Here is a 16942-nt window from a genome sequence, read left to right as displayed (position 1 = left end):
CAGGAAAATATTGTCTTGTTGCTTAACAGACAATGTAATTTTTATTCCGAGTATTTAGTAATCAGTAATCAGTAATCAGTAATCAGTTATGATCTGGAATTTATGAGCATTTTTAGCGAAGAATTAGCAATTGATTTTGGTATCAGTCTGCTCTAAAAATTCTGTAAAATTAGTCTGAAAAGCAGTTTTAGCTGACTGCTGATTGCTGATAGCTGAATACTTACTTTTTCTTGAATGAGCAATTATTGTAATGATTCAGGATACAGAATACAGAATACAGAATACAGAATACAGAATACAGCATACATAATACACAGGACTTCAAGGATGATACTGCAAATGTTTGACAAAATCTTGAATCTGTCAATTCTGAATTGTAAAATTTTTCTGAATCCTGAATTTTGACAATAAAGACAATAAATTAGTATTTTTTTATAAAAGTTTATGGTGGAGTATCTCCCACGTCTGCCATGATATTGAAGTTGACCATCGGTGCAAACAAGTAAGCACTTCCCCGATTGCTGTGACGGCTTTCTGGTAATGAATTTGTAGAGTATAATGCTCTAATCATGCTGCACACAAAGGACTTATAGGCTAGGAAAATCACGCTTTTAATAACATTAGCGATTTTGAATGACAATTGATCTTCACAATAACATAATTTATTTTTAATGAACAACTTTAAACAAAAAATCCGTTTATTCTCTATGATTTGTATCTGTAAAAATTGTGATATTGCACATTTTTATACTGCTATAAATAGTATTTTATGACTCAGATTTCATGTTTGATAGCTGGCTTTTTGTAGTCTTACTCACTACTATTAATTGATCATCAACTAGGATTTCTCCAAGGCTGACTGCTGATATAGGACTTTTATTTGATTTTGGCGATCGCAAGGTACACCTTGATTGCTTCTTACCCGTTTTCTTTTCCCTGTTACCTTCCCTAAATCACTTTTTTGCACCATGCACAGGACAAAAATCCACTTACAGAGTAAAATATCCCTTTTAAGTAACACCTACGGTTAAATCATGATTACAATTAAAGAAATTGTGCAGCAAGCTTTAACTACTGGCTATTTGAGTGCTACAGCAAAACATCAGATCCATAAACTTCTGCAAACAAATTATGACTCAGAAGACCTAGATGCATTGATTATTTTACAACGTTCTATTGTGGCGGGTGCAGTTAACCAAGAGTCACTTCGTAAAAAAAATTACTCTGACATAGCTTCCAAAGATAAGGATGCTTCCCCAAACATCAAACTGGCTTATAAAATAGCTGCTGAAATGGCTTTTGCGGCTGCAATAGCCTTAACTATGCCACATAATCCCCAAGATCAGCCTTCTATCGGTACATAGGTATATCAATGATCACCTGATTCATTTTTTCCTGAGCAGAATATTAATAAAATATTAATAAATATTAATAAAATATTAATAAATATTAATAAAATATTATTCATTTTACAAAGCTGGGTGTAGTCGCAGTGGTTCACTCTTGGGAAGAATTTGGTGGAGAAAATTTGTTTATTCTCTGTTGAATTAGACAAATTTTAGGGATTTATGTGCAAATAAACCATAAATTACACAAATTACAAATTTTTTTACAAATTTTTGTGGTAGGTTACTTTACTGCTAAAAATATTAAGAAATAATTAAAAATTATCCGGTTGGTTGATGTGGTGGTTAGTATTTTTGGGCTAAAGTGTTAGTAAATTTAATGATAACTATAATTTTTGTTGCCAAAATCGGTGATTGATCACTGAAACCTAATAATATTCAGGGTTTCACTACTGCCGTTTGCCTGTTGCCTCTTGCCTGATACTATACAAGTAACAATGAGAAACTGAATTTGATGCCAATAGGAAATTCAGGAATGGAAACCTATAGACCAAGAACGTTGTTTGGTGTAAACTCTAGCAAAGTATGAGACAATAATTCTCAATGCTTAACAAAGTCATCAGAAATTCACAAACATAGTATAAAGAATTGGCAACACCCAGTAAAAACAGTAAACAATAACAGTAAACAATAACCATAACAGAATTAGAACTTTTGCCATACTATGCAGCCAATTCGCACATTTAACGTTTCTCCTTCACTACCGCAGCGACTAGAACCACTGCGAAAACTAGCATACAATCTACATTTTGATTGGAATGTTGAGAGCAAAGACTTATTTCGTCGATTAGACCCAGATTTGTGGGAATCAAGCCGACATAACCCAGTTTTGATGCTAGGTACTATCAGTCAAGGGCGATTATTGGAAGTTGTCGAAGATGAAGGTTTCCTAGCACAAATGGATCGTGCTGCTCGACAACTAGAAGATTATTTGCAAGAGCGCACTTGGTATAACAAACAACGCGGATCAACCCAAAAGGAATGTTACGCTTATTTTTCCGCTGAGTTTGGACTGGTAGATTGTTTGCCGATCTATTCTGGCGGTTTGGGTGTTTTGGCGGGAGATCACCTCAAATCTGCTAGTGATTTGGGATTACCTTTGGTTGGTGTGGGTTTACTCTACCAACAAGGTTATTTTGCCCAATATCTTAATGCTGATGGTTGGCAACAAGAACGCTACCCCATCAACGATTTTTATAATATGCCTTTGCACTTAGAACGCAATCCCGATGGCTCAGAGCTAAGGATTGAGGTAGATTATCCAGGACGCAAGGTATACGCTAGGGTATGGCGTGTGCAGGTGGGAACAGTTCCCCTGTATATGCTGGATACCAATATTGAACCTAACAAAGCTTATGATCATGACATCACCGATCAGTTATATGGTGGTGACATTGATATGCGTATCCACCAGGAAATGATGCTGGGGATCGGTGGTGTGCGGATGTTAAAAGCCTTGGGTTACAAGGTGACAGCTTACCATAAGAATGAAGGTCATGCGGCTTTCTCAGCTTTAGAACGCATTCGGATGTTAATCCAGGAAGACGGTTTGAGTTATTCTCAAGCTAGACAAGTGGTAGCTTCCAGTAATATCTTTACTACCCATACCCCTGTACCCGCTGGTATTGATTTGTTTGCTCCCGATAAAGTTTTGTATTATCTGGGATATTATGCAGATATCTTTGGTTTGCCCAAAGAACAGTTTTTAGGTTTGGGACGGGAAAATACTGGTGATTTATCCGCGCCTTTTAGTATGGCGGTGTTAGCTTTGAAAATGGCGACATTTTCCAATGGTGTGGCACAGTTGCACGGTGTGGTATCTCGGCAAATGTTCCAAGGTTTATGGAAGAAAGTCCCCGTTGATGAAGTGCCAATCACTGCTATTACTAATGGTGTTCACGCTCGCAGTTGTGTGGCTAAATCAACTCAGGAGTTGTACGATCGCTATCTAGGTCCAAACTGGTCATCAGTACCACCAGATAATCAGTTATGGGAACGGATGGACGCGATCCCAGATGAGGAGTTATGGCGTAATCATGAACGCTGTCGCCTGGATATGATTTTGTATGTGCGGGATCATTTGGTTAAGCATTTACGCGATCGCGGTGCTTCAGCTTCTGATATTGCCCAAGCTCAAGAAGTCCTTGATCCCAATGTCTTAACCATTGGTTTTGCTCGTCGTTTTGCTACCTATAAACGCGCTACGCTCTGGATGCGTGATTTAGACAGGATCAAGAAGATTTTATCAGGACATAAACACAGCAAGGTACAGTTTGTCATTGCGGGCAAAGCACATCCTAAAGATATTCCGGGGAAAGAACTGATCCGCGATATCAATCACTTTATCCGCGAAAACCATCTGGAAAAACAAGTGGTGTTTGTTCCTAACTACGATATTCACATTGCTCGGTTGATGGTAGCTGGTTGTGATGTGTGGTTAAATACACCACGCCGCCCCCGTGAAGCTTCTGGTACTAGCGGCATGAAAGCAGCAATGAACGGACTACCTAATTTAAGTGTACTTGATGGTTGGTGGGATGAAGCTGATTATGTGCGTACTGGTTGGGCGATCGGACATGGGGAAAATTACGAAGATCCCAACTATCAAGATGAAATAGAAGCTAATGCTCTTTATGAGTTGTTAGAAAAAGAAGTTGTACCCTTATTCTATGATCAGCGTGATGGGGATGGTTTACCCCGTGCCTGGGTAGCAAAAATGAAAGATGCTATTCGGTTAAATTGTCCGTTCTTTAATACAGCGCGGATGGTGCGAGAATATGCAGTAAGAGCTTATTTTCCTGCCAGCGATCGCTATCATACCCTCACCGCTAATAATTACGCCCCAGCGAAAGAATTAGCAGCTTGGAAAGCAAAACTTGGTGAACATTGGTTTAACATCAAAATCAAAGATATTGATGTCGGAGCAGCTTCAGAAATTGAAGTTAATCAAACTGTGGCTGTAAAAGCTAAGGTTGATTTAGCAACTTTAACAAATGAAGATGTGCAGGTAGAATTATACCAAGGTGCTATTGACGCTAACGGCAATATTGTCAATGCTGTTCCTGTAGTTATGGATTACCAAGGACAAGATGACCAAGGTTTAAGTGTCTATATTGCTGATATCACTTATACCTCTTCTGGTTTGCAAGGTTTGTCTTTGCGGGTTTTACCACAAAACCAATACCTTTCTAATCCTTATGAACCCAGGTTAATCGCTTGGGCAGAATAGGGTAATTTTAGATTTTGGATTTTGGATTGTTTTTCTACAGTCTAAAATCTAAAATCTTTTAACGAAGGCAGGAGGTAGGAGGATTTTCAGGATGTGATTTTTTGTCAGAATCAGGATTTCCAGGATTTAAGGATTTTCAGGATGTGATTTTTTGTCAAAATCAGGATTTCCAGGATTTAAGGATTTTCAGGATGTGATTGTTAAATAGTAAATTACACTAGATGATAGAAATTTCTTGATAATCACCCAAGTTAGTTGCATTGATGACAGAACAAACTTTATCAACTTCTGTTCTAATTTTTGGCCATGAAGTTGACAGTAAAACCACAATTGCAATTTGACGTTCACTTAAATTCTGTTGATAACGCAAATTCTGATCTGTTGTAACAAGTATTTGATATCCTTTATTTTCAGCAGCCTTTAATAAATCTCCATTTGATAAATTAGACCATCCTTCTTCATAAGCTGTCGTTACAGAATGGTCTGTTAAATATTTCCGTAATGGTACAGGAGTTCACTGAACAAAAAGAATTTTTATCTCTATTTATATCTAAGCAGCTAGTTTTTCAAGCTCATAATTAAGTACAGCTTCAACTTGTGATCTTTGCACAGGTGGAAACCATTGCAAAAATTCATCTACAGTTGCACCATCACGCAAATTTTCAAATAATGCAGCAACCGGAACTCTTGTTCCTCGAAATACCCATGCACCACTTAATTTATCAGGTTGTCTTTCTATGGCATCTAAAGTTTCCCATCCTTTCATTGTTTATTCCTCTTTGGTAAATGAAAAAGTTACATTTAGATTAATTATAAAGTATCAATTGTCAGAATCAGGATTTCCAGGATGTGAGGATTTTCAGGATGTGATTTTTTGTCTGAATCAGGATGTCCAGGATTTGAGGATTTTCAGGATTTGAGGATTTTCAGGATGTGATTTTTTGTCAGAATCAGGATTTCCAGGATTTGAGGATTTTCAGGATGTGATTGTCAGAATCAGGATTTCCAGGATGTGAGGATTTCCAGAATGTGATTGTCAGAATCAGGATTTCCAGGATGTGAGGATTTTCAGGATTTGAGGATTTTCAGGATGTGATTTTTTGTCTGAATCAGGATATCCAGGATTTGAGGATTTTCAGGATGTAATTTTTTGTCAGAATCAGAATTTCCAGGATTTGAGGATTTTCAGCATAAAATGATCCGAAATGGGGGAAAATGCTATTGAAGGATAATTAAATGCTACCCCACCCCAGCTTTAATATATGGATAAACAGCGTCTACAGGCATATTATCAGCTAATTCAACAACTGCTAAGTTGTGCAGATGGGGAAGAGTCGGCAATATTACAAGCTAACAGCGAATTATTAGATGCTGACTTTTTACAATTGCTTAAGGTAGGGGTAGCACAAATGTCCACCCAAGAAGGACAGGAGAATCGTGCTAATAAGCTGATGTTTATAGAATCTCAACTAAATCAAGCTTTAGATATACCCCTAGAGGAATATACTCCAGAAGCAGAAACCCCGGTTAGTGAAGCAGATATAGAAACTTATTTACTATTTTTATTAGAAGTATTACAAGCAACGGCAGAAAGTGAAGGCAACCCCCAGGTAGTTTACCCCTTGCTGGCAGCCAATACAGATAAACTCAATCTTACCTTTGCTAACTTATTACAGGCTTGGGCAACCACAACAATAGCGGAAGCAGAACCAGAAACAGCACAATTTTTAGCTGCTGTGATAGTTGAGTTAGGTAATCTAATTCAACAATTTCCTTTAGGCAACAAAGCCAATAATATGGAAATTGCTATCGCTGGTTATGAAATAGCTTTTACAGTTTTCACCCGTCAAACTTTCCCAGAATATTGGGCAACCACGCAAAATAATCTAGGGAATGCCTACGTTAACAGAATCAGGGGAGATAAAGCCCAGAATTTAGAAAATGCGATCGCGGCTTTAGAAGTTTATACCCGCGATGATTTTCCTGTAAATTGGGCAATGACGCAAAATAATCTAGGGAATGCCTACGGTGACAGAATCAGGGGAGATAAAGCCCAGAATTTAGAAAATGCGATCGCTGCTTATACTGCGGCTTTAGAAGTGAGAACCCGCGATGATTTTCCTGTAGATTGGGCAACCACGCAAAATAATCTAGGGAATGCCTACGGTGACAGAATCAGGGGAGATAAAGCCCAGAATTTAGAAAATGCGATCGCTGCTTTTACTGCGGCTTTAGAAGTTTATACCCGCGATGATTTTCCTGTAAATTGGGCAACCACGCAAAATAATCTAGGGAATGCCTACGGTGACAGAATTAGGGGAGATAAAGCCCAGAATTTAGAAAATGCGATCGCTGCTTTTACTGCGGCTTTAGAAGTGAGAACCCGCGATGATTTTCCTGTAGATTGGGCAACCACGCAAAATAATCTAGCTGCTGCTTACTCTAACAGAATTAGGGGAGATAAAGCCCAGAATTTAGAAAATGCGATCGCTGCTTATACTGCGGCTTTAGAAGTTTATACCCGCGATGATTTTCCTGTAAATTGGGCAATGACGCAAAATAATCTAGGGAATGCCTACCGTGACAGAATCAGGGGAGATAAAGCCCAGAATTTAGAAAATGCGATCAAAGCTTTTACTGCGGCTTTAGAAGTGAGAACCCGCCATGATTTTCCTGTAGATTGGGCAATGACGCAAAATAATCTAGGGGCTGCCTACTTTGACAGAATCAGGGGAGATAAAGCCCAGAATTTAGAAAATGCGATCGCTGCTTATACTGCGGCTTTAGAAGTTTATACCCGCGATGATTTTCCTGTATATTATGTTGAAACAGCATATCTTATTAGTATTGCATATCGCAAATCTGGAAGATTAATTTTAGCTTATCTTTTTTTAGAAGAAGTTATAAATAATTTGCAATTGTTAAATTCTAGTAATCAAAAACACCTAATTTATTCTGAGATTATACATATTTGTCTTGCTTTAGATGAGTCTACATTGGCAATTGAATACATTGAATCAAGTAAAAATAGAATTTTAATAGAAAATATTCATATAACAATATTAAAGGCTATAAAGGAAGAAAAGTCAGATTTAAAGGACAAAGCTTTAAAAAAAATAAATAATATAAGTTTAGCTAAATTAAAAAATTTGCGTAAGCAAGAGGAATTTTTAATAAAAGCAAATATAGGTTCTACCCCAATTCAATATCCAGAAATTCAAAATCTGTTAGATGACAAAACCGCAATTATTCAATTTTACATTTTTAATGATTGTTTCCGCGCTTTCATCATTACTCGTAATAACGATAAACCAATAATTTGGCAATCTACAGAAGCAGATTTAACCCAATTGATATATTTAATTTATTATGAATACCTTACCCTTTATTCTGAAGACAGAAATAGATGGCGTAATGAGTTAAATAATCAACTCACTAAACTAGCAGAAATTCTGCAACTTAATCAAATTATTGCCCAAGTACCGCACGATATTCAAAAAATCATTATTATTCCCCATCGCTATTTACACCTCTTACCTTTCCACGCCATTCCTTTATCAGCAGGAGAATATTTAATTGATAAATATCCTGCTGGTGTCAGCTATGCACCTAGTTGTCAATTATTGAATTTAGCTCAAATTAAAGTTGAAAACAATCCCGTAACTATTAACCAAAATTTCACCAATTTTGATCAATCTTTACTACCAGATGAACAAACAAGATTAAATAATTTGTTTGCCATTCAAAACCCTACCAAAGATTTAAAGTTTACCGATATCGAAGTAGAAACCATCGCTAATAACTTCAATTCCCATAAAATCCTCAAACATGAACAAGCAAGCAAAGCCGCTTTCAAGAAAGATTTAACATTATTAACTGATTCTCAATGGTTACATTTTTCTTGTCATGCTCGTTTCGATTTCATATCACCATTAAAATCAGCTTTGCAATTTGCCAACTCAGAAGTTCAACCTGAGTTAACAGAAACTTCCTCATCTCGTTATGTGCGAGTAGATGCAGAAAAAGCCATTGATTTAGAAAAATGTTTAACTTTAGAAGAAATCTTAGAATTAGAACTTTCTCAATGTTATCTTGTCTGTCTTTCTGCTTGTGAAACTGGAGTAATTGATTTTAGTAATAACAGCGATGAATATATAGGTTTATCCAGTGGTTTTATTAAAGCTGGTGCTGTGAATGTTGTAAGTAGTTTATGGTCTGTGAATGATTTTCATACTTCCTTATTAATGATTAAACTCTATGAAAACATCAGCCAAAATCCCCATGATATAACTCTAGCATTAAACAACGCCCAGCAATGGTTACGTAAAGCCACCCAAACACAAATCATTGATTGGTTGAATAATAAAACTGATATGAACCAGGAACAAAAACAGCAGATTATAGATGTATTATCCAGGCAATATAAACCAGAACAGAAACCATTTAATAAACCAGAATTTTGGGCTGGTTTTTGTGCTGTTTCTCCTGTAAAATCTCATCTGTAGGTTGGGTTGACGTAAGGAAACCCAACCAGGACTTACGCAAAACATCAGGAAAGTACGGGTAATTCATGAATTACCCCTACGAAAGAATCAGGTTTTTGATTACTTCGTGCGTAAGTCCTACCAACATTGATAATATTTTGTTGGGTTGCGCTGTCGCTTAACCCAACCTACAACCAAAATCACATATAATATCAAACGACAACCAACAAACGCAAAACAACCAATTGAAAATTATGGAAGCAAATCAAATCATCCAAGCATTTACCGAAGTCGTGAGAACCCAAGATTATGTTTTCTCTGATGCTGCTGTAGCTGCTATCCCTCAATTACAAACAACCATTGCGGAAATAGAAACTCAACCCCCGGAAAGAGTCGCAGAAGCTATCCGTCAATGGTATCTTGACTATGAAGATGTGAGAGATGCAGTTTTATTAGCAGAAAGGGAAATTGAAAAAGTCGGTAAAACCAAACCAGAAAATCAAGAAAACACCGTAGAAAATCGCTACCGAGTCTTACAAGATGAACTAAAAAAACTCCAAGAGAAAAAGACACAAAGCAAAAACTCATAACCAAATCATTACTAAAATATGAAAATATATGCACCGAATATTCACCTCTTTGCTTTTCAACTTTACAAAGGCTCAAATCTTGATCCTGATACCATTAGCAATGATGTAAACTTTATCTGGGAACGTGGAGACACTATTGTTAAAGAAGTTTTACAGCAAGATTTACAACTGAGTAAACGGATTGATGTTAAAAAACAACCAGAATTTACTAAGGTAGATATTCTTAAAGATGCACAAGAAGTAGCTGTCTATTTTGAGGGAAATATTAACCCAAATTCTCAGCAAGATGTTTTATTGAAAGGGTTTACATATCCTTGTCGTATTTCTGATAGTTACGGTTTATGGTTAAATTTACGTCGTCCTGAACAAGAAAATAATCAACGTACTGAAGATGTAGAAACTGATTTTCTCCAATATTTAAACCCTAAAAATTGCCTAGTTTTACCAGAACATCCTTTGTTTTTAGGTCAAACTCTATTAATTACAGCTTGCCTAAAAAATGCTAAGGATAAACAGCATAGTCAACAAATAGCTGATGAATTTTTACAACAAATAGCTGATGAATGTTTACAGCAAGTTTTTTCAAATCAAAATCAAAATCTAGTTCCTCCTTTTTATCGTCAAGGTAAATTATTTGGTAGTCCTATTTTTGAATATGGTTTACCGAATCAATCTAGTCAATATCAGCAAGTTTTAATTTGGTTATTTACTGAGGATAAAACTGATAAACTATTCAATCAATGTTATGCAGAATTATTAGATTTATGCTTCTATCATCATAAGGTCGTCAAATCTTATAAAGATAGTCGAATTATATATCAAAAATTAGACGAAAATTACCGCAAAATAGAATCAGAAGTTGATAATATTCCTGAACCAGAAAATACTCAACGACTGACTAGAAAGTATTTAAAGTCATTACAAAAACAGTTAAAAGCATTTCCTAAACTATCATTAGAATATACCCGCTTATTATTGAATTTGGAAGATAAACAAAATACAATTGCTATCAATGCAGATAATTACAGCTATAAATTAGACCAAATAAAACAGACATTAAACGGTGAAAGTGTTGAATTTTTAGAAAATTTCCTAAATAGGAATTGTGTCACTTTTAAACGACAAATTCAAGGGGATTTAGGCTATTTTCAACATGGTTCACAGTTATTAGATCAAGCTATTAACTCCATTCGTGGTATAGTGGAAATAGAACAAACAGAAAGAGATAGATCCTTAGAAACAACAGTACAAATATTAGGAATCGGTTTTGGTGGTGGTGCAATAGTTTCCGGTGTAGTAGTTCAACACATTGATAAAATTAATCAACCTGTCGCTTTTATTTCTCCCAACAGTCCACCCCATCCATTTTATGCTTCTTTATTTTTAAGTGTTGTTGCTACTCTTGGATGTACTCTGATTGCTATGTTAGGAATATGGATTAGTAAACGAAAATAAACAATCGCTATAACTCTTGTTTAACAGGCAAGATGCCTGTTCCACTTATACAAATTAAATGTACAACAGCTTACCAATTTTCTCCGGTACAACTATATAACCTGTACTTTCATCTCCTAAGACTAGGTTTTTTTCTGTTCCCCAAAACCACCAATAAGCACTAACATAAGCACAAATTAAACTATCTAATTTATCTTCGGTTTCTTTGAGTTGTTTTCCTGTGTTGGGTATTTCTGAAGGAAAGGAACTACAGATACATGGAGAAGATAAAGGAGGAGAAATAACAGGAAGAATCTCAACAATGTAATTATATAACTTGAGCAGTTCTAACCGGCGTTCGTGGATTTTTCCTTTTTTATATTTTAAGATTTTTTCTAATCTAAATAAATTAACTATTGCTGGATGGGGAAATACTTCTATTTGATATCTGCCTGGTTTTTGTGGTTCAATTTTTGCAGCGTGTATAAATCCCCGTGATTCTAATTCTAAACCAAAGTTAATTGTGCGTTCTGCAAAAGCTAGGTTTTGATTTGCTGGGTAGCATCCCGCATGATATTTACCAAAGTATTTATGACTGAGTTTATCTGGTAAGCGACTACCTGTAGAATTTGGTATTAATGTGGGTGCATCTACAGCAATTATACCTGGTTCTTCTGGTTTGATGATCTGATCAATCCAAGTCAAGATGTCTGCAATGGCTTCCTGGCGATCTAAATCCAAAAGTTGCAGTTTTTCATCTTTTAATTCTAAACAACATAAACCACTTGGTTGAGATTGCCAGCCTAAATCAATACCGATAAATTTCATTATAATTAGGTGATTGGTGATTGGTGATTGGTAATTGGTGATTGGTGATTGGTGATTGGTAATGGGTAATTGGTAATTGGTAATGGGTAATGGGTAATTGGGTTATTTGTCTTTCCTCCTGACTCTTGTACGGGCGTTCGCGAAGCGTGCTGGAAGCATTAGCATTCGGAAAATAACCTTTTCATACAATTGATAATTAGTCGCCCGAATGCTTCGCCCCTACGACTCCTGAGTCCTCAAAACTTTCACTTTCTTCTAATTTTTATCAATAACTCATCTTTAATGCGGTTTAAAATTGATGTTTCATCTAAGCTGGATAAAATTTTACTAACTACGGCTTTTGGTCCTTCGGGTCCCCAGGTTGCGCCGTTGGCTAAATACGCTTTGGTGACTTGGCCAATACCATAGGATGATACTCCCGCTACACCTGCTTGTGTTACAGCTACGGATAAATAAGGTCCAAGGGCAACTCCCGCTGTGGCTGATGCAGAGATACCCAGTAAGGTTTTTAAACCACTTAAACCTAAATTTGCTAGTAGTTCACTAGCGCCTATTCCGCCCATACTCAGGGCGATTTTTTGCAGTAGTTGTACCGCTCCCTTTTCTGTCATTTGGATGCCATAGAGTTTAGATAAACCTAAAATCAAAGCAATATCAATAACGATACTGCTGAGGATATCAACTACAGTCACGGGATTAAGGGCGATCGCTAATGCTTTAGTCATCACCGCTTTCCAAATTAAATCATTAGCGTTCTGTTCCCGAATTTCTAATTTTCGCTGGATAACTTGCTCATTTACTGTGTCAGCATAAAGCATGGTGTTGAGCGCAACTAACGCTTTACCTTCCCGTTGCAAAATCTCTAAAATCTTGAGTTTTAGTTGATCTACTTGTGCTTGACCTTGACGTAACTGTATACCTCTACTACCATCAGCACGAACTACGGCAGTTTTAACTAAAGGTGAAGCCGCAGACATGACTATTTCATCAGGTGATAGCAACTCTCGTACTCTATCATCGCGGATTTTTTCGTAAATAGCGATCCGGTCTGTTTCTGGATATTGATCTACTTTGTTAAACACCAAAATCATCGGTTTACCTACTTCTCGCAACTGAGAAAGCGCCATCTGTTCAATTTTGGTCAGATCACCAGAAATCACAAACAGAATTAAATCAGCTTGTTTTGCTACCTGTTGAGCTAATGCAGCGCGGGTTTCTCCATCTACTTCATCTAAACCCGGTGTGTCAACTAATTCTACCTGAGATTGTCCAGTTGAGGGAAAGGTGGCTTTTAATGTACCAATAGCTTCTTCACTGATACTCCAATTTACCTTTTGTTCTGTACGGGTAACACCGTGTAAAGGTCCTGTTTCAAATACCTGCTGGCCTACCAAAGCATTAAGTAGGGAAGATTTACCCCTTCCTACCATGCCAAAAGCTGCTATTTGCACTACCATACTTTCTAGTTTGCCCAGCATGGTTTCTAAGTCGGAAATTTCCGCTTCTAATCCAGATTTTTCTTGGGTGGTAAGATCAAGATTGTTGACTAAATTTCTCAGTGCTGTTTTTGCTTGTGTATAGTTAAGTTCTGCTTGAATATCTTTAAAGGTGAAAATGGCGCTATCTAGTTCTTCTTCCCAGTTGGGTGTATTACTGTTTTCAGGTTGAGGTAATGTCGATGTCATGGGATTTTAGATTTTAGATTTTAGATTTTAGATTTTAGATTTTAGATTTGGGATTTGGGATTTTGGGCAATGATTCAGAATACAGAATACAGAATGAATTAGAGTTTTCGAGTCATTGGTTTGAACAATAGCAGTTTTCAGTTCAGCCTAAGTGAGAGTAGTTGCGGGAGGCAGCATTTTTTGAATGAATAATGAATATAGAATATATTTATTTTTAATTTGTGTAATTGCTCTTAAAATAATTGCACTATACTTAGCACGACTACTTAATTTTTCAAATAGCCATTATTATAACATAGATCATGAAAGAATTAGCACAAGTCAAAAATTTATATCCCCAAGACTTAGAACTGAGAAAAAACTGGTATTCTCCTGTAGCAGCAGCTTATGACAAGGTAAGACCACGTTATCCCAAAGAAATAATTAACCGAGCTATAAAAATAGCTAAACTTACCCCTAAAAGGAGAATTTTGGAACTAGGATGTGGTCCTGGAAATGCAACTGTATCTTTTGCGAAATTAGGATTTTCAATGGTTTGTTTAGATCCCAGTCAAGCAGCTTGTAAATTTGCCAGAAAAAACTGTGCAGCATATCCCAATGTAGAAATTCAACAGACGACATTTGAAGAATGGAAATTAACACCAGGAAAATTTCATGCTGTTTTAGCAGCGACTTCTTTTCATTGGATGAACCCAGAAACAGCTTATGAAAAAGCCGCTGCTGCTTTAAGAGATGATGGGGCTTTAATTTTGTTGTGGAACATGACACCCCAACCTGATTATGAAGTATACCAAAATTTGCATGAAATTTATAAAATTTATGCTCCATACTCAGCCAGATATGAAGATGTAACAGATCAAGAAAAAATAGTTAAATCCTTTGGAGAAAAAGCCATTGATTCAGGAAAATTCACAAACTTAGTTTCTGGTCATGTAATCTGTGAAGTAACTTATCATGTTGATGATTATTTATTATTGTTAGGTACGCTTTCACCTTATTTAAAATTAGAAGTTGGAATCAGAGATGGTTTATTTACGGGGTTAAAACAAAAGATTGATCAGCTTTATGGAGGAAGGATTAATATTTCTTATATTTCAGCTTTTCAGGTAATGAAGAAAGTTTAGAGGATTTTTGTGTGAGAGGATGTTTGAACAGTGGTATCCCGTGATTTTAATCATATTTTTACCCCCCTTAATCCCCCATTATCAAGGGGGGAAACAAGAAAATCCAGTTCCCTCCCCTTCAGGGGAGGGTTAGGGAGGGTTAGGGAGGGGTAAAAAATATTTGATACACTCTCAGGGACTTTTAAAACATCCTCTTATAGCGATTACGCCTTTGGGCGAAACACTAGCACTTTCCTCTCCTGATAGACAAGGAATGTCCGAAAAAGTAGTACAGTTAAAAATTGATCTAGTAGCGTTAGCATCTTGACAAAATCACCTGTGCGAAAAATAGTTATTGCCGGCAACTGGAAAATGTTCAAAACCCAGGCAGAATCAGAAAATTTCCTAAGCGGATTTCTGCCTCACCTGGAGGAAACACCCTCAGAAAGAGAGGTAATATTGTGTCCTCCCTTCACAGATTTAAGTGTAATGTCCAAATATTTACACGGTAGCCGTGTAAACTTGGGCGCACAAAACGTTCACTGGGAAGAAAATGGAGCCTACACGGGTGAAATTGCTGCTCCCATGCTCACAGAAATCGGTGTGCGCTATGTCATCATTGGACACAGCGAAAGACGACAATATTTTGGCGAAACAGAGGAAACAGTGAATCTGCGCCTCAAAGCAGCGCAAAAATACGGACTGACACCCATTCTCTGTGTTGGTGAAACCAAACAGCAACGAGACGCAGGGGAAACCGAAAAACTGATTAGCACCCAGTTAGAAAAAGACTTAGTAGATGTTGATCAAACTAACTTGATTATTGCTTATGAACCAATTTGGGCGATTGGTACCGGTGACACCTGTGAAGCCACAGAAGCAAATCGAGTCATTGGTTTAATTCGTGATCAACTGACGAATCCTCACGTATCAATTCAATATGGTGGCTCAGTCAAGCCCAATAATATTGATGAAATCATGGCACAACCAGAAATTGACGGCGCTCTCGTCGGCGGTGCAAGTTTAGAAGCTGATAGTTTTGCCAGAATTGTCAATTATCAATAACCAAGGCAAAAGGCAAAAGGCAAAAGGCAAAAGTTGATTCATTTTCCAATGCCTCCTGCCTCCTGCCTCCTGACTCCTGACTCTTGACTCTTGACTCTTGACTCTTGACTCCTGACTCCTGTATGTCAAATCAATTAATTATTAGAGAACGTTGTTTTACTTGGGGACAACGGACCTATTTAATGGGAATTTTAAATGTCACCCCAGACAGTTTTAGTGATGGTGGTCTATTTAACACAACTTCAGCCGCTTTAGCTCAAGCGCAAACAATGGTAGACGCTGGTGCTGATATTATTGATATCGGTGGTCAATCAACCAGACCAGGAGCAGAACAAATCACCCTCACAGAAGAACTTGATCGGGTGCTGTCGGTTTTGCAAGTCATTAGACCAAAAATTACTATTCCTATTTCTGTAGACACAACTAGAGCAGAAGTAGCTCAAGCTGCTGTAGAAGCTGGGGCAGATATTGTTAATGATATTTCTGGTGGTACTTATGATCCAGAAATGTTGCCAACAGTAGCCAAGTTAGATGTACCAATCATGTTAATGCACATTCGGGGAACTCCCCAAACCATGCAACAACATACAGATTATCAAGATTTGATGGGAGAAATTTATAGTTTTTTATCTCAACAAATAAAAGCCGCAATTACAGCGGGTATTCAACAGGAAAAAATAATTATTGATCCGGGTATTGGTTTTGCCAAAAATTATGATCAGAATTTAGAAATTATTCGCAGTTTGCCAACATTCAAAACCCTAAAGTGTCCCATATTAGTGGGAGCATCCCGCAAAAGTTTTATTGGCAAAATTTTAAATCAACCAGAACCAAAAGCCAGAGTTTGGGGAACAGCAGCGGCCTGTTGTGCTGCCATTTTTAATGGTGCTGATATCCTCCGAGTTCATGATGTTGCCGAAATGCGTGATGTCTCCCTAGTTGCTGATGCTATCTATCGACAGGTGATTGGTGATTGGTGATTGGTGATTGGTGATTGGGTAAAATTAATTTACTTTTACCTCTTACCTCTTACCTCTTACCTCTTACCTCTTACCTCTTACCTCTTACCTCTTACCTCTTACCTCTTACCTCTTACCTCTTACCTCTTACCTCTTACC

15 protein-coding genes are annotated in these 16942 nt (G+C 37.1%); 9 read left to right on the top strand and 6 right to left on the bottom strand.

The window, feature by feature from the left end:
- Positions 1 to 442: 442 nt before the first annotated feature.
- Both PN497_RS04840 and PN497_RS04835 read right to left on the bottom strand, forming a co-directional pair.
- On the bottom strand, positions 443 to 571 hold the full coding sequence (locus PN497_RS04840) for a hypothetical protein (protein WP_272109727.1): 129 nt from the start codon (positions 569 to 571) through the stop codon (positions 443 to 445).
- 267 nt (positions 572 to 838) lie between these two features.
- Complete coding sequence (locus PN497_RS04835; RefSeq protein WP_265586232.1) at positions 839 to 970, bottom strand: hypothetical protein; 132 nt, start codon at positions 968 to 970, stop codon at positions 839 to 841.
- Between the two features lie 64 nt (positions 971 to 1034).
- Between PN497_RS04835 and PN497_RS04830 the strand changes: the two genes are divergently transcribed.
- Positions 1035 to 1364, top strand: coding sequence for a hypothetical protein (locus PN497_RS04830; RefSeq protein WP_096566920.1), 330 nt, complete (start codon positions 1035 to 1037; stop codon positions 1362 to 1364).
- Between the two features lie 706 nt (positions 1365 to 2070).
- Complete coding sequence (gene glgP / locus PN497_RS04825; protein ID WP_096566918.1) at positions 2071 to 4635, top strand: alpha-glucan family phosphorylase; 2565 nt, start codon at positions 2071 to 2073, stop codon at positions 4633 to 4635.
- Between the two features lie 217 nt (positions 4636 to 4852).
- On the opposite strand, the gene PN497_RS04820 is transcribed toward glgP, so the two are convergent.
- Together PN497_RS04820 and PN497_RS04815 are read right to left on the bottom strand one after the other, a co-directional pair.
- Positions 4853 to 5005, bottom strand: coding sequence for a hypothetical protein (locus PN497_RS04820; RefSeq protein WP_272109725.1), 153 nt, complete (start codon positions 5003 to 5005; stop codon positions 4853 to 4855).
- Between the two features lie 180 nt (positions 5006 to 5185).
- Positions 5186 to 5401, bottom strand: coding sequence for a DUF433 domain-containing protein (locus PN497_RS04815; protein WP_096566916.1), 216 nt, complete (start codon positions 5399 to 5401; stop codon positions 5186 to 5188).
- Between the two features lie 496 nt (positions 5402 to 5897).
- On the opposite strand from PN497_RS04815, the gene PN497_RS04810 reads away from it, so the two are divergent.
- The 3 genes from PN497_RS04810 (at position 5898) to PN497_RS04800 (ending at position 11164) form a co-directional block, all read left to right on the top strand.
- Positions 5898 to 9140 (top strand): CHAT domain-containing protein, encoded by a 3243-nt coding sequence (locus PN497_RS04810; RefSeq protein ID WP_096566914.1) that lies wholly within the window; start codon positions 5898 to 5900, stop codon positions 9138 to 9140.
- A gap of 233 nt (positions 9141 to 9373) precedes the next feature.
- The gene (locus PN497_RS04805) at positions 9374 to 9709 is read left to right on the top strand and encodes a hypothetical protein (RefSeq protein ID WP_096566912.1); all 336 of its coding nucleotides are present in this window, start codon (positions 9374 to 9376) and stop codon (positions 9707 to 9709) included.
- A gap of 18 nt (positions 9710 to 9727) precedes the next feature.
- Positions 9728 to 11164, top strand: coding sequence for a hypothetical protein (locus tag PN497_RS04800; protein WP_096566910.1), 1437 nt, complete (start codon positions 9728 to 9730; stop codon positions 11162 to 11164).
- Positions 11165 to 11218: 54 nt separating this feature from the next.
- On the opposite strand, the gene PN497_RS04795 is transcribed toward PN497_RS04800, so the two are convergent.
- Complete coding sequence (locus PN497_RS04795) at positions 11219 to 11971, bottom strand: DUF429 domain-containing protein (protein WP_096566908.1); 753 nt, start codon at positions 11969 to 11971, stop codon at positions 11219 to 11221.
- Between the two features lie 245 nt (positions 11972 to 12216).
- Positions 12217 to 13656: a GTP-binding protein gene (locus PN497_RS04790; protein WP_096566906.1), complete on the bottom strand. Its 1440-nt coding sequence runs from the start codon at positions 13654 to 13656 to the stop codon at positions 12217 to 12219.
- A gap of 302 nt (positions 13657 to 13958) precedes the next feature.
- Between PN497_RS04790 and PN497_RS04785 the strand changes: the two genes are divergently transcribed.
- The 4 genes from PN497_RS04785 to folP all read left to right on the top strand — a co-directional run bounded on the left by PN497_RS04785 (position 13959) and on the right by folP (position 16804).
- Positions 13959 to 14780, top strand: coding sequence for a class I SAM-dependent methyltransferase (locus PN497_RS04785; RefSeq protein WP_096566904.1), 822 nt, complete (start codon positions 13959 to 13961; stop codon positions 14778 to 14780).
- Between the two features lie 160 nt (positions 14781 to 14940).
- A complete protein-coding gene (locus tag PN497_RS04780; protein WP_162501893.1) occupies positions 14941 to 15087 on the top strand; it encodes a hypothetical protein in 147 nt (48 codons plus the stop codon).
- 11 nt (positions 15088 to 15098) lie between these two features.
- Positions 15099 to 15824 (top strand): triose-phosphate isomerase, encoded by a 726-nt coding sequence (gene tpiA, locus PN497_RS04775; protein WP_096566902.1) that lies wholly within the window; start codon positions 15099 to 15101, stop codon positions 15822 to 15824.
- A gap of 122 nt (positions 15825 to 15946) precedes the next feature.
- Positions 15947 to 16804 (top strand): dihydropteroate synthase, encoded by an 858-nt coding sequence (folP, locus tag PN497_RS04770; RefSeq protein WP_096566900.1) that lies wholly within the window; start codon positions 15947 to 15949, stop codon positions 16802 to 16804.
- The last annotated feature ends 138 nt before the right edge of the window (positions 16805 to 16942 follow it).

Origin of the sequence: Sphaerospermopsis kisseleviana CS-549 (genome assembly GCF_028329225.1) — a bacterium.
GTDB classification, from domain to species: domain Bacteria; phylum Cyanobacteriota; class Cyanobacteriia; order Cyanobacteriales; family Nostocaceae; genus Sphaerospermopsis; species Sphaerospermopsis kisseleviana.
This window is presented reverse-complemented; position numbering and strand designations above follow the sequence as displayed.